Origin of the sequence: Parageobacillus sp. G301, assembly GCF_030268025.1 — a bacterium.
Classification (GTDB): domain Bacteria; phylum Bacillota; class Bacilli; order Bacillales; family Anoxybacillaceae; genus Parageobacillus_B; species Parageobacillus_B toebii.
Genome location: NZ_BSDB01000001.1, coordinates 318,132 through 331,645, shown reverse-complemented (window position 1 = coordinate 331,645; position 13,514 = coordinate 318,132). Strand labels below are relative to the sequence as shown.

The 13,514-nt window shown below is 36.3% G+C and carries 11 protein-coding genes, 1 tRNA gene and 4 pseudogenes; 4 read left to right on the top strand and 12 right to left on the bottom strand.

Features of this window, described 5'->3' with window-relative positions:
* Positions 1–158: 158 nt before the first annotated feature.
* The 3 genes from QSJ37_RS01800 to QSJ37_RS01790 all read right to left on the bottom strand — a co-directional run bounded on the left by QSJ37_RS01800 (position 159) and on the right by QSJ37_RS01790 (position 1,815).
* Positions 159–605 carry an RlpA-like double-psi beta-barrel domain-containing protein gene (locus QSJ37_RS01800; protein WP_128570075.1) on the bottom strand — a complete coding sequence of 149 codons (447 nt, stop codon included), beginning with the start codon at positions 603–605 and terminating at the stop codon, positions 159–161.
* A gap of 58 nt (positions 606–663) precedes the next feature.
* Positions 664–1,239, bottom strand: coding sequence for a hypothetical protein (locus QSJ37_RS01795; protein WP_229706149.1), 576 nt, complete (start codon positions 1,237–1,239; stop codon positions 664–666).
* 177 nt (positions 1,240–1,416) lie between these two features.
* The gene (locus QSJ37_RS01790) at positions 1,417–1,815 is read right to left on the bottom strand and encodes a DUF6262 family protein (RefSeq protein WP_285753193.1); all 399 of its coding nucleotides are present in this window, start codon (positions 1,813–1,815) and stop codon (positions 1,417–1,419) included.
* Between QSJ37_RS01790 and QSJ37_RS01785 the strand changes: the two are divergent.
* Positions 1,791–2,492 (top strand): annotated as a pseudogene (locus QSJ37_RS01785) (ExeA family protein); the annotation flags it as partial. The gene QSJ37_RS01790 and the pseudogene QSJ37_RS01785 overlap by 25 nt on opposite strands.
* Positions 2,493–2,815: 323 nt before the next feature.
* Here QSJ37_RS01785 and QSJ37_RS01780 read toward each other — a convergent pair.
* From QSJ37_RS01780 to QSJ37_RS01760, 5 genes and pseudogenes are all read right to left on the bottom strand, one after another.
* On the bottom strand, positions 2,816–3,730 hold the full coding sequence (locus QSJ37_RS01780; RefSeq protein ID WP_285753191.1) for a tyrosine-type recombinase/integrase: 915 nt from the start codon (positions 3,728–3,730) through the stop codon (positions 2,816–2,818).
* A 365-nt stretch (positions 3,731–4,095) separates the two neighbouring features.
* A pseudogene (locus QSJ37_RS01775) lies at positions 4,096–4,262 on the bottom strand (IS21-like element IS5376 family transposase); the annotation flags it as partial.
* A 220-nt stretch (positions 4,263–4,482) separates the two neighbouring features.
* On the bottom strand, positions 4,483–5,037 hold the full coding sequence (locus QSJ37_RS01770) for a D-alanine--D-alanine ligase family protein (protein WP_285753189.1): 555 nt from the start codon (positions 5,035–5,037) through the stop codon (positions 4,483–4,485).
* Positions 5,014–5,084 (bottom strand) — tRNA-Cys (locus tag QSJ37_RS01765). Before QSJ37_RS01765 ends, QSJ37_RS01770 begins: the two co-directional genes overlap by 24 nt.
* A 217-nt stretch (positions 5,085–5,301) precedes the next feature.
* The gene (locus QSJ37_RS01760; RefSeq protein ID WP_240345755.1) at positions 5,302–5,589 is read right to left on the bottom strand and encodes a transposase; all 288 of its coding nucleotides are present in this window, start codon (positions 5,587–5,589) and stop codon (positions 5,302–5,304) included.
* 318 nt (positions 5,590–5,907) lie between these two features.
* Between QSJ37_RS01760 and QSJ37_RS01755 the strand changes: the two genes are divergently transcribed.
* A complete protein-coding gene (locus QSJ37_RS01755; RefSeq protein ID WP_285753184.1) occupies positions 5,908–6,837 on the top strand; it encodes a DMT family transporter in 930 nt (309 codons plus the stop codon).
* A gap of 1,081 nt (positions 6,838–7,918) precedes the next feature.
* Here QSJ37_RS01755 and QSJ37_RS01750 read toward each other — a convergent pair.
* Positions 7,919–8,482 carry a hypothetical protein gene (locus QSJ37_RS01750; protein ID WP_285753182.1) on the bottom strand — a complete coding sequence of 188 codons (564 nt, stop codon included), beginning with the start codon at positions 8,480–8,482 and terminating at the stop codon, positions 7,919–7,921.
* Positions 8,483–8,809: 327 nt separating this feature from the next.
* Positions 8,810–9,699 (bottom strand): annotated as a pseudogene (locus tag QSJ37_RS01745) (transposase).
* A 384-nt stretch (positions 9,700–10,083) separates the two neighbouring features.
* On the opposite strand from QSJ37_RS01745, the gene QSJ37_RS01740 reads away from it, so the two are divergent.
* Together QSJ37_RS01740 and QSJ37_RS01735 are read left to right on the top strand one after the other, a co-directional pair.
* Entirely contained in the window at positions 10,084–10,569 is a 486-nt protein-coding gene (locus QSJ37_RS01740; RefSeq protein ID WP_285753180.1) for a YjdJ family protein, read from the top strand.
* A gap of 701 nt (positions 10,570–11,270) precedes the next feature.
* Positions 11,271–12,161, top strand: coding sequence for an ISNCY family transposase (locus tag QSJ37_RS01735; RefSeq protein WP_011886641.1), 891 nt, complete (start codon positions 11,271–11,273; stop codon positions 12,159–12,161).
* Between the two features lie 189 nt (positions 12,162–12,350).
* On the opposite strand, the gene QSJ37_RS17905 is transcribed toward QSJ37_RS01735, so the two are convergent.
* Both QSJ37_RS17905 and QSJ37_RS01730 read right to left on the bottom strand, forming a co-directional pair.
* Entirely contained in the window at positions 12,351–12,653 is a 303-nt protein-coding gene (locus QSJ37_RS17905) for a TIGR04104 family putative zinc finger protein (RefSeq protein WP_352176776.1), read from the bottom strand.
* 408 nt (positions 12,654–13,061) lie between these two features.
* A pseudogene (locus QSJ37_RS01730) lies at positions 13,062–13,481 on the bottom strand (transposase); the annotation flags it as partial.
* Positions 13,482–13,514 lie beyond the last annotated feature (33 nt).

Sequence of the window (13,514 nt, the reverse complement as noted above, 5' to 3'; positions counted from 1 at the left end):
CTCGGGTCCTGGTTAGTCTAGTAAAAGCAGTTTCAAATTCATATCTCCGAGCAAACAAGAAAAAAGCAGGATGTTACCCTGCTTACTAATCCAATTCCTTGTTTCAGGAGATTTTATTTCATTGAAATGTTGAGAGCTCTGATCATTATTCGTAAATATTAATAAGTTACAGTGTAGCTAACAGTTTTTATACCGAATAGATTGGCTTGATTTATATCACTTGAAGTATAACCGAAATAAATATCAAACCATTGTCGAGTTAAACCTCGGGAGCAAAATACATCCCCCATATCCTCAACTGTAAAATATTGCATAGAAGTTCCAGACGGAGTTTTTAAAACTGTGGAAGTTTTAATAACTGCTCCGAAAGGAAAAATTGTTCCTGAACTCGGACTACCGCAAGTTTTAGGATGTACTGCAGCAGTTTTATATTTTTGAGGGGTTGTACCATAATAAGTTAACGAACCTGCTGGTGCAGTATACGCTGTTACATCTTGATTTAAATAAGTGTAGGAGGCTGCACTAGCATAATCAATAAAAAGTGAAGTCAATAGGATCGCTGAAAAAAGACTCGTAACAATCTTAGTTTTAAGCTTTTTAAACATGTTAAACACACCTTTCACAAGAAAATTTGTTAATTAATCATTATTTTATCAGTAAATACTAAGATGTTATCTTGGTAACGAATTTTCCAGTCCTAGCATTGAAGATAATCTTTATAAACCTACCCTTTTTATCCCTACCAACCACTTCAACAGTCGGGTCACTGTTTAACTTTCGCAAAACAAAATGATATCCTTCGGCCCAACCTTTTCCTGGTAATAGGTTATATTCCTTTTTTGCTTTATCAACAATTTTATCGCTATCAAAATGAATCTTGTTTAAATCTACTATATTTTCATTGTTTACAGGTTCAGTCAATGCTAATTTTTCTACTACTTTTTGATTATGAATTGTATATAACATTTGATCATCTGTACCTGGTTTAGCTAGAATTACATTCCAATATCTTCTTTTCCCGTGTTCCCCTTTACTTTTACTTTCTTTTTCCTTATCGTCAACACTTAATACATAATAGATTTCTGCATCTTTACTCCACTCCTCTCTAGCTTTTTCCTTTGCAAACTTACAGGCTTCTAAAAGTGAAAATTCTTTTGAAGAGGCAGAACTGTTGGAATGGTAAGTAAACACAATTGCTAGAATAAATATTGTGAGAACACAATAAATAAGTTTCTTCATCAATTACCTCCTTTTATATATTAAGGTTTTTATAAACATAAATTCCATTAATATGGTAAAACTCCTTTGTAGAAAAACTACTTTTATTGTCGAAACTTGATAAGAATATAATGAAGTGAGTTGTAAAATCACCATTTAATTACATATGCTTTGCGGATGGTGTCAGCTACGCTGGTACTACCCCTTTTTAGAATAAAGTTCCCCATATAATTTTTGAATTTGCTTTTTCAATAATAAATTTTCCTCTTCTAAAACCTTGACCCGTCCTTTTAAGTTTTTTATCAATACCTCTTCGGACTTTAAACTTTTTTGTTTTTGAAGCTTTAAGGCACCATTTAAACTTTTTTGTTGTTGTCCCCGAATTGATTCAATTCTTTTTCTAATTTCAGGCTCTTTATAAAACCATGATTTTGACACACCAGCTTCCTTAGAAACAGTATTAAAGTTGATTGTTTTTCCCTCTAAAGTCATTCTTGATAGAACTTTCTCTGCGTTATCTCTTGTTTTTAAGGCTTTTTCTCTTGATAAACGAACAATTTCACCTGTATTGCGCTTTGGACTACGTGAACCGAACAAGAGGGATCGGATTATTGATTGGTGAACCAGGGTCCGGCAAGACATTCGCCCTTCGGGCGTTTAAGGAATCCCTGAATCCGTCACTGTATCACGTCGTTTATTTTCCATTGTCAACGGGAAGCGTGATGGACTTTTATCGCGGCCTTGCCTTCGGGCTCGGGGAAGAGCCGAAGTACCGTAAGGTCGACTTGTTTTATCAAATCCAACAAGGGATCGAGCGCTTGTATCATGAACAACGGGTAACGTCAGTGTTCATCCTCGATGAAATGCATTTAGCGAAGGATGCCTTTCTGCAGGATATCGCGATCCTGTTCAACTTTCACATGGACTCAACGAATCCGTTTGTCTTGATTTTGGCGGGGCTGCCCCATTTACAGGCAAAACTACGGTTGAATCAACACCGTCCGCTTCACCAACGAATCATCATGCGATACCAGATGGGGCCCCTTGATAAGGAAGAAGTGGTGGGATATATCGAACACCGCCTGAAACAGGCGGGGGCGAAACACCCGATTTTTACCCCAGCTGCCTTAGAAGCGATCGCCCTGCAGTCGCAGAGGTGGTTGCGGATCATCAACAACCTTGCCACCACTTGCCTGTTATACGGCGCTCAATTAAAAAAACATATGATTGACGAAGACATTGTGCGTATGGAAGCCGAAGAAATGGGGTACTGACACAACAGGGGCTGATCGGCCCCTGTTATGTTTCATCCCGATCCATCCTCATTCTAGTTGATCATCCGAAATAATGTGCAAACGTTCGGAAATAATCTGCAAAACCTGGAATAATTCGCAAAGATTTTGCACATTATTTCCGAATAAGTTCGAAATAATTTGAAAAAGGGATTCTGAAATAATGTGCTAATTTACATTAATGGGGTAAGAAAACGCCAAAGGACATGGCAATCCTCGAATAAGGATTTAAAGATGTCATGGTCGTACTGGACTATCCTAATCGTTATCGGTACACCTACCACACCTACGCACAACCAACTTTATTAAAATTTCGGCAACGCCTCCACTGCATCCGCCAAATCACTATAGCTGTCTTTTAAGTATCGAGACGTCGTGGCAATATTGCTATGACCAGCGAGCCGCCGCACTTTCTCGATATCGTTGTTCGTCGCCTTTAACATCCACTTACAAAACGTATGCCGGAACATATGAGGGGTTAGCTTTTTGTTCGGTAGGCTGTAGTTTTCAATCATTCGCTGAATACCTCGCACCGAAAACTTCGGCGAGCGCTGGCTGTAAAAGACATAGGGAGACGCCGCCACATGAGGTTTCTTTTTCGCCATTTCCGCGCGAAACTTCAGCCAATCCTCTAATTCCGCCAACAAGATATTCGAAATCGGCACGGTCCGGACCTTCATCCCTTTTCCCACAATTCGAATTCGTTTCATCTCTAAATCTAAGTCCGTTAATTTTAAATTGGATAACTCTTCCACTCGCAATCCCGCATAGGTAAGCAAATACACCACCGCACGGTCCCGGCGATATTTCTCCTCGGGATCGACTCCTCGGCTTTGAACTGGTTTTTTCCGCATCCGATGCAATAAGTCCTCAAACTCTTCTTCCGTCAGCCACATAATTTTTTCATTATCTTCATCGGCTGATTTTAAATCCTGGATGTCTTTCATTGGGTTCTGTTCGAGCTTGTGATGTTCGACTGCCCACGCATAAAAGCTTCGCAGTGAATTAAGCCGGCGATTGATCGTGGATATGGCCAATGGTTTTCCTTCGGTTGGGTTCAACATTTGCTGGATCCATTTGCGGATGTCTGCCGATGTGACGTAATCGTTCGGACGAATATGTAAATCGTTGAAAAAGATATTCAAGTCATTCGTATAGGAGATGATTGTGTTTGGAGAAGCTCCCTTTTCTTGAAGGTAAGTGACATACTCGTTGAGCATCTTTTTCACCCTTTCACTTATACGACGAGTTTAAAAGGATTCGAAAAGAGAATAATCGGTTTAAAAAACAACATTATATGACGAGTATATCATAAAAAAGAATAGATTGTTAGACACATAATTCATATTATATGTCTAGTAAAAAATTAATAGGTTGCATTAGTGATTGTCCCATCAAACGAATTTTTTTCATAAAATTTCACTCTACTTTATCCTTTTTGTCTGATCTCGATAGAGCCAGCAGACTTTTTGAATAAATCCGTATCAGCTCGCAAATTTAGAAAAGCGTTAATTCTATTTCACCATCCTAACAAAAAACTTGTTCCAGGCCGTCTATAACCGTCCTTATATTGTCAAATAACACATTCTTCAGAATCCCTCAAAGTACTTGAAACTTTGAATCTTTTAAGATATGGTTTAAAGGGATCTAACTTGCTTTTTCTTGGTTTTCTCTTGGATTTGGAAGGGAGATTGGGGAGTGAATATATTTTCGAACGGTTTTCCGATCGATCCCCAACTCCTTTGCAATATTTATGTGTTATTTCAGCAAAAATCTGTATCCGAGTTCGGTAAAGCATGAAACTAAGGAATCTGGAAAGTCATTAAATCGTCAGACAAAATTTATGGGAGATCTTTCCTCGCTAGCGAGAGACAAGATCTCCCTTCCAATAATCTCAATATATAGGGATCACATAGATGCTTGTTTATGTTCACACCCCAACATTTAATATAGAGCCTAATTATATATCTGGTCAGGATAAACACCTACTATTTTTATTGGATACATGATTTCTAATAGAAGCTTCAATAATGATTTTTATCATTTGCTCGTATGAAATACCCTTAAAATAGCATGCTTTCGGATAACAACTATGTTGATTTAAGCCAGGTAAAGTATTAATTTCTAGAAGATACGGTGTACCGTTGTTATTAACTATAAAGTCAATTCTCCCATAATCCCTTATTCCCAGTCTTTGAAATAATTCTAAAGATATTTTTTTCACTTTTTCTTGAGTTTTTAATGGTAATGTTGTTTGACGGTAAGATGTATATCCAGGTGTAAATTTTGCATAGTAATCAAAAATAGTACTCTCATTAACAATATCCACAATCGGCAAAATTTCATCATCTAATAAACCAACTGTTATTTCTTGTCCCTTTATAAATTCTTCTACTAAAATCGTGTCTTCAAATTGTTTTACTTTTGTAACAGCATCTTTAAATTGCTTTTCATTTTCAACAAGATGAACTCCCTCCAGAAATATTCCTTTAGTGATAGAAAGAGGCGGTGCTTGGATTCGAACCAAGGATCAAGGTTTTGCAGACCTTTGCCTTTCCTCTTGGCTACACCGCCATTTTTACCAATTATTTGGTCCTTCAAACAAAATATACCATATAAGAATATTTTTGAAAACTATTTTTTATGATTTAGAAAATTTTTATGATTTAGAAAAAATGGCAATGAGTTAGCTAGATTAAAGCTCCTCACAATATCTCCTTCTTCAGCTTACAGACCGAACAGTTGGTAGAAAAAGTGCGGTCAAGTGATTTCCTTGACGGCATCTTTTTCATCAACTATTATCTATCATAAATGCCCCTTGAAAAGCTAACCTTTGTATCACGCTACACATTCCAAGCGTCGAAGCACCTCTTCCGATCGTTGATCTATGTATTCCATAAACCGGAAATAGATCGGTCAATATCCATTTGGTCTTGGTGAAACACATTGGCAATGCCCTTCGAATGGCTTTGTGATACGGATCCCACATGTCTACCACAACGTTTTTAACTTGATTGGGATTAATAACTTTTAATGAAAAGAGTTCTAATGTTGAATCAAAATCACGATGCTGATGCATCTCCAAGATAGATCCTAATCTTGATTAACAACTTAAAATTTTGATAATTCTATCAAAACAGAAAATACTTAAAAACCTCCTATTCCTATTAATGCTTGTTCAATAACTAACATTATTGCCAGGAATTCAAATTGTTTGTCTTTTTTTCTGTGAAAATAACGAATTCATGGACGGTTATTTTCATGCTTGGGCGGGGAGTAAAATATACTTGTTTTTTTGTGTTAAATCACAAAAAGTGATGATGAATCTTTAAAATATGGCAATTATTATGATATGTTAATTAAAGATATTTTTGTATTTATTTGGGGGTAATGGAAAATGAAAAAGATGTCAAGTCAGTATTTATACACCTTTTTATTAGTAACTATTATTTTGTTATGGAGTTATGGATGGGTTCTAACGAAGATTGGATTAAGTTACATGGGACCCTTTACATTTGCGGCTTTACGCTTTTTACTTGCTTCATTTGCGATGATATTAGTTTTATTTTTTTTAAAGCCCACTAGACCAAAAGGTACAGAATGGATTATCCTTTTTATAGTGGGTTTGTTACAAACAACCGCCATGTTTTTATTAATCAATTACGGAATGATGTTTGTAAATGTGAGCAAATCTTCAATACTGATTTACTCGATGCCTATATGGAGTGGAATCCTCGGATATATCTTTCTTCATGAATCATTAAACTATTACAAGGTAATTAGTCTTGTCCTGGGTATTTCTGGTTTAATATCCATTATTGGGTTTGAATTTTTTACTATTCAAAACAAAAGTGTCATTTTCGGTGAATGTTTACTTTTACTAGCTGCTATTTCTTGGGCTGGGGCAAATGTAATTGTTAAAAAATATTTTAGCAATCATAATAAAATTATAGTATCAACCTGGCAAATGATTTTCGGAACCATTGGAGTAGTAGTTGCCGCCATTCTTATGGAGTGGGGTCAACCTATACAGTTTACACCTATAAGTATTTTTATTCTGATATACACAGGAGTTATTGCATCCTCATTCTGCTTTACATGTTGGTATGTGGTGTTAACAAAGCTTGATACTACAGTAGCTTCTATTTCCCTATTATTTGTTCCTCTTGTGGCTATTTTTCTAGACTGGTTGTTACTCGGAGAAAAAATGACTGTTAATATTGCAATTGGAGCATTGTTGGTTACGATTGGTGTTTACTTAGCAACCGTGGCTAAACCTAAAGAAAGGCGTAAAATAGAACGATTTTCTACAAATATAAAAAGCTAAGCAAATTGTCGCTTAGCTTTTATTATTGGACTCTATATTAAATGTTGGAGTGTGAGCATAACGTAAATTATACGCAATTTAAAATGACGTTTTTACGATACACTCGCCCCCTGATGTTTCAAGGGGGATGATTTCTGGATAAGTTTGGAATGCAACATAATCAAGATTATAAGAAGGGGCTAATTGAGAAATATGCATAGATAAAGACAATCGGATTTTATGCATCTTGCATTTGATATTAATCTAAAGGTTCTACCCTGAAATAGCTATGGATAACTTCTAAGGTTATTTCATTCATCGATGTACCAATTATTATTCGCTAGGGTGTCTGTTATTATTTGTTGTTTATTTTCTTGTTAAACTATCCCGAAAATGAATATTTTCATCCTTCTGATGGTTTTGCAACTATGTGGCATGGATGTTTCCCATGGAACATGGAAGAACGAATTAACTTCCATCATCTGTGGTACTGCGTTAGTAGCATAATGGACTAAACGATGCTTGAGTTTAAGAATTAAACAAATACAATTACTCTATCAATAAAGATAAATAAACACCGTTCGCAAATCGAACGGTGTTTAGAATTGAGAAGTTGACTATATACCAAACAGAATCTGTTTAATGAAAAATAAAACTTTAGCAAAATGCAAGATAAAAATTAAGCACTAAATTGGAAACAAAACAGGTCAGTTTTCTCACAAAATATAATTTCAGAGACACGGCTTTACATGGAGTGGCATGCATGGTAGGTTGGTTGCCTCTGCGAACTCCTTTTGTGCTGCGGCCTTCGCAAAAAAATCCATGCACGCAGAGGCTCCCTGTCAAGCCTTATAGGGTAAGATAATTTATATTGGTATATGGATTATATTTACTTTTATGGAACATAGGGTGCTAAACTTTTTCATTGCATTTCACTTAAATTTTTAGTTGCAGAAAACAAGAATCTAATATCGATTTCCTATGTCCACTTTTCATAGATTTAACTTTATTATTGATATTAGATTTTTTTTTATAAATTAATGCTAATGTTGAGGAGCCAAATAGCTAATTTACAGGTACTAAATTACGAATTCAGGTAATATTAATAATTATATTTTAAATTACCATGTTTAATTTGTACTGTACCAGAACCGTCATTTTTAAATCTAAATGCGTAACTACCTGGATGCTTTACCAGTGTAGTGTCTCTCCAATCAAGTGACGCCCAGTTAGTCACATTTCTCCATACAACTTTACCAGTATATACTTGACCTGGTTTATAAACTTCTACTGCAACTGCCTCAGGTCTATTAATTAATTCAAATTCAAAAATCCCAGGATTATAAAAATAGTATCCACCATTAATCCAAACATAATTTGAAAAGGTAGTATTGCCAAAGGAGTATGTTTTAATGCTCTGAGCAGTTACTGTTTGTTCTGTTATAATAGATTTCGTTTTAGGCTCATCTGTTTCGATAGATTTCTCTTCAAGATTAATCGTTTTGATAAGATTATTATTTTCATCATAAATTTCAACTCTTGGAGCTTTATCTTGGTTAATTCCTTGATCATTTACTTGAGCATTTACACTGTTTGATTCAAACACAAATAAAAGAATAGCCGCCAATGTAATTATAATATGATGAATCTTTTTCATCACTCCCATATCTTTCTCATCCTTTCATTCATCTTTGAACATTTACCTCCACAACATTAGCATTTATCACATATAAAAAATTCAAAGAAGAGAATGAGAATATAGAATAAATTACATTATTTATTTTTATAAATTTGGGGTATTGTATTTTTTTACTTTTTTGGAAGTACTATTAATATATTATAATTTTATTTTCAATTTGTAAATATTCGGAATTGAATTGTTTTTGGCAAGTAGGAAATGGTTCTTACGTTCTTTTGGTGAAAAGTCGAGATAATTGAGAATGAGAAGCTAAAAGATTTTAATTTGCACACTAATTTTGATGGTGTTGCAAAACTAGAGTAAAAACTCAAAATTATGGATGAGTATGCATAATTGCACATGTAATAGATAGCGATGAAGCCCGTACCACCAAGGTTGTTCCAACCCATTAATCTTTAATTGGTTAAATACTCGTTCGATGGTGCTACGGAGACCAAACAGACATTTCCCAAATCGAGTTTTCAAAAAAACGGGGATCACCCGGCCATAGGCATCTTTTCGTTCCTCGCTATTGCGTCGGTTAATCGGGGAAACGAAAAAGATGTCCAATTGCTCGGCTGTTTTACGGATCTGTTCACTGCCATAGGCGGCATCACCAAGTGCAAACTCGATGTCCCATCCTTGCAGAGACGAAAGCAGTTCCGGTGCCACTGCTGCGTCATTTCGATTGGCGGTAGTCAAAACATGGGATAAAATGATCCCTTCCGTGGTGGTACACAGATGCAGTTTATATCCTTTGAACCAGTGGTACCGAGTCGACATGCCCCACTTTGCTTGGGAATCATACAGGCTGCTTCGAAGAGCCGTACTATCAATCATCACTACTTTTGGTTTTTGAACGCCTAAATCATTTAGAAGTTGGGCATTCAAATCGGAAAATCCTTGTTCTTGAAACCATTGACTAGCTCGCGAAAAAGTAGACAGATGAGGAACCTCCAAAAGTCCACAAATCCGTCGGAAATAGCCAAACCGGTGGAGGATGTTCACCAACTGCCGCAAAGAATCAATCGCGAAGTAGGTTTTCAACAAGAAACATTTGAGCAGTGCCTTTTTAGACACTGGGGGTCTTCCTGCCACATACGGTGTTTCCAGAAAAAAAGTTGGTTGATGTATCGAAATAATGCCTCTAAAAGAGGATCTATTTCACCCATGAGTGCATGTTCGATCACTAAATTGGAAATCATGATAGTGTCCACCCCTTGGTAGTTGGTTTTGGTCACTGTATATTATTTCTAATGTGGTGGATTTTTTATGTGCATTTATGCATTCGTTATGCGTTTTGCAACACGTTCATTTGCTCAATTAGTCTCCCCCTATTACCAAGATTGCGTAAGAGCCATTTTATCATTGGCTTTAACAATTCCAACACTTAGTGGAATTTTGGACAATAACAGTAGTATAATTTATAATAATTATTTAACATTGCTCAATATATGTAGATAGGAACATAAAGAAAAGAGATTACTATTCGGTATATCCGAAAAGTATAGATTTCAAAACTTTGAGGTATTTCTATATTCAATCTGAGTAATTTTAGCCTGATATATATTAAGGGAGGTATTGTTGTTTTGTGGATTATTATTCAATTTGGATTAGTCACTATTTTACTTTTATTTTCTACTCTAGCTGCTTGGTATGAAGGTAGTGCAATATTAGATAATCCTTGGGAATGGAAGCATTCAACACCATTTTCCCAAATGCTATATGGTCAAGTACATAGTAAAAGCCATATTTCACAACTTGACTACTTTGTATACTCGGCTAAGTTCCATCCCATTTTTCCAAGTATCATGGCAATAAGCAGTTTATACTTATTAATTCTTATTGGATACTATTTCTTAAAACCACAGCATAAAAGATTTGCTTATTTTCTATTAATTTTAGGAGGAGGCTTATTCCTACTTAGTTATTTTTTTATTGATTCTCTCTCAACAGGTGGAAAAATCTTTTTTTATATTTGGTTAGTGAGTGGATCTTTGTGTACTGTAACAGCTATAATAACTTATTTCCAAGTATTAAATCGTAATAAAAAAGATATAAAAAAATGGAATTAATTTTTTACAGAGTTGTTTCCTCATTAACCCCTAATGAATTTGGACACTCGATAAGGTTGTTTTTATAATTGAAGTGACCGAATGAAGGGGGATTTTGATATACATGAAACGAGCTTCACCACAGATGGTGAAAGTTAATTTGTTCTTCCATGAAAGGATTATCCTTTGTTTGGAACTTTATTTAAAATAAGACGTGCAATTCCAATTAATAAACAAGCTATACTAATTATCCATAACCTGAGATTACTATGTTTATAGTTATCAAAACAAACCGCAACTTTATTGACAAAAACTGCTAAAAAATAATGAAACATAATAGCCAATATGTTGCATTCAACGATATCTGACAAAACGAGGCGAGGTGTTTCCTCGTCTTTTTGTGCACTATTTTATATGATTTAACTAGTCATATAATATACATTATATGTCTAGTTTTAATTATACTTACATGCAAAAAGACGAGAAAAAATCCGTATTTTTATCGTTTTTTTACAAAATATCTTATATTATGATTTGTTATAATTAGGAAAGGAAATCCAAACAATCTGTTTAACTACTAAATAAAGGGGAAGTTTCATTTTATGGAGTTAGAACGTGTTGCAAAACGCATAACGAATGCATAAATGCACATAAAAAATCCACCACCTTGGAAATCATATACAGTGACCAAAAAAACAACTCTCCAAGGGGTGGACACTATTATGATTTCCAATTGGAACAGCGAACATGCATGGACTTATGAAATTGACCCAATTTTAGAAGCATTATTTCGGTATATTGACTCGCTATCATTGCCGGAAACACCGTATGTGACAGGAAGACCGCCGGTGTCGAAAAAATCGTTGTTGAAATGTTTCTTTTTGAAAACCTATTTTTCCATTGATTCCTTGCGAAAATTAGTGCGCATCCTGCAGCGTTTTCGCTGTTTTCAACGGGCCTGTGGGCTTGGTGAAGTCCCTCACCTTTCTACGTTTTCCCGTGCGGCGAAGTGGTTTCGGGAACAGGGATTTCCTGTTTTTCATGCACAGCTGCTCAAAGATCTAGAAGTACGTTATCCGCAAATCGTGCTGATCGACAGCACAGCCCTTCGAAGCAGTCTTTACGATTCACAGGCGAAGTGGGGAGTGTCCACCCGATATCACTGGTTTAAAGGATATAAACTCCATCTCTGCACCACCGCCGAGGGAATCATTTTATCTCATGTGTTGACCACAGCGAATCGAAATGATGCGGCAGTAGCACCAGAATTGCTTGTTTCTTTAAAGCAGTGGGATATCGAATTTGTATTGGGCGATGCCGCGTATGACAGTGAAAAGGTTCGTCAAACAGCAGAGCAGTCAGGAATCCTATTCATTTCCCCTATCAACCGCCGCAATAGCGAGGAACGAAAAGATGCCTATGGCCGGGTTCTTCCTGTCTTTTTGAAAACGAGATTTGGCCAATGGCTGTTTGGACTTCGTCGTGAGATTGAACGAGTATTTAATGAGTTAAAGAGTGACGGGTTGGAACAGCCAAGATGGTATGGATTTCATCGATATGTACTGCATGTGTTATGTTGCATCCTTATGCATAACTTCGAGTTTTTACTCTAGTTTTGCAACACCATCTCATTCAAAGCATTAAAACGTAATGATTCCTATTTATAAAGTTATATACTCTTAGTTTCTATTGCATGTCTACTTTCTCTATCTCTAGATGCCGATCTGCTATAATGAATGCTCCTTAGCAACAAAAAAAGACCGAGATTACGGCCTTTTTACAATCAGTCTAGCGGAAATATATCACCAAAACGGCTCTTCTTGATCAACAAATGTGTAGAAAAATGGCAATAGCGCCAAGATGCTTGCTAAAAGCACAAAATATATAATAAAAGTCCATAGAAAGGATACTCCGAAAGATGGCAAAAGCAATAATACTAGCAACGAAAGGGAGTTTGCGAATGACGCTTTTTGCCTTGATTCCGCGGTCGGGTACAACTTTGTTTTACAATGTGGACAGATAAACCTTTTCCATCCGAACAATACCTTTATGGCGCTTCTCCAGCGGAATGAATAATGACATTTGCAGCAAACTGGCAGCTTCATAGAACACTTTCCTTTCGTTAACCTTATTTTAAATTTTGTTCCGTCGATTATATGTGCCCCAACAACAGCCATCTCAATAGGTTGCGCAGCACCAGCCATATAATGCCGTATACCGCTGCCCCAACAACTGTAAAAACCGCATACAGCAATTTCCGAATCAAAAACGGAAAAGGGGACACTCTTTTATACAGATAAACGGGAAACCAAAAAAACAAGTTAATTATTAGATTAGATATTCTTTCCCACAGTGGGTACCGTCAAGAATTTTGTGTAATGTAAGATAGATAGGGTATCTCTGAAATAGATTTGGAATAGAGGGGGACTGGTTCCCCCCTCAGGAGACTGAATATTCAGTCTCCTGGGGGGGGAAGGGAGAATCCCCTCATCTCATCTATTTACATTATTTGGTTAATGATAACGTTCTTCAAACATTCGCTCGAGGGCTTCCTGCGCTTCGGCAAATCCTCGCAACTTTCGTTCTGCCCATTTCTCGTTAAAATCTTGAATGGTCAAATATACGACTTTTTCAGCGGCTTCTAAACTGCTCAAACTGTTCATCGGCTTTAGACGTTTCCGAATCTCCTTGATCGTTCGTTCGATGGCATTGGTCGTATAAATCACACTTCGAATACTGCTTGGATAGTCCATAAAGGTGAGAAGGACATCCAACTCATTGGCCCACGATTGGACTTCCCTTGGGTATTTGTGAGACCATTTGGATTGAAACTGTTGAAACATCTCCAATGCGATTTCTTTATTCGGAGAACGATAAATGAGTTTCAGGTCCTCCACCATTTCGAATTGGTCTTTTTTCCGAACACAACGGAGATAGCAGCCGCTTCTCCTATTCGGCGTTCCAGC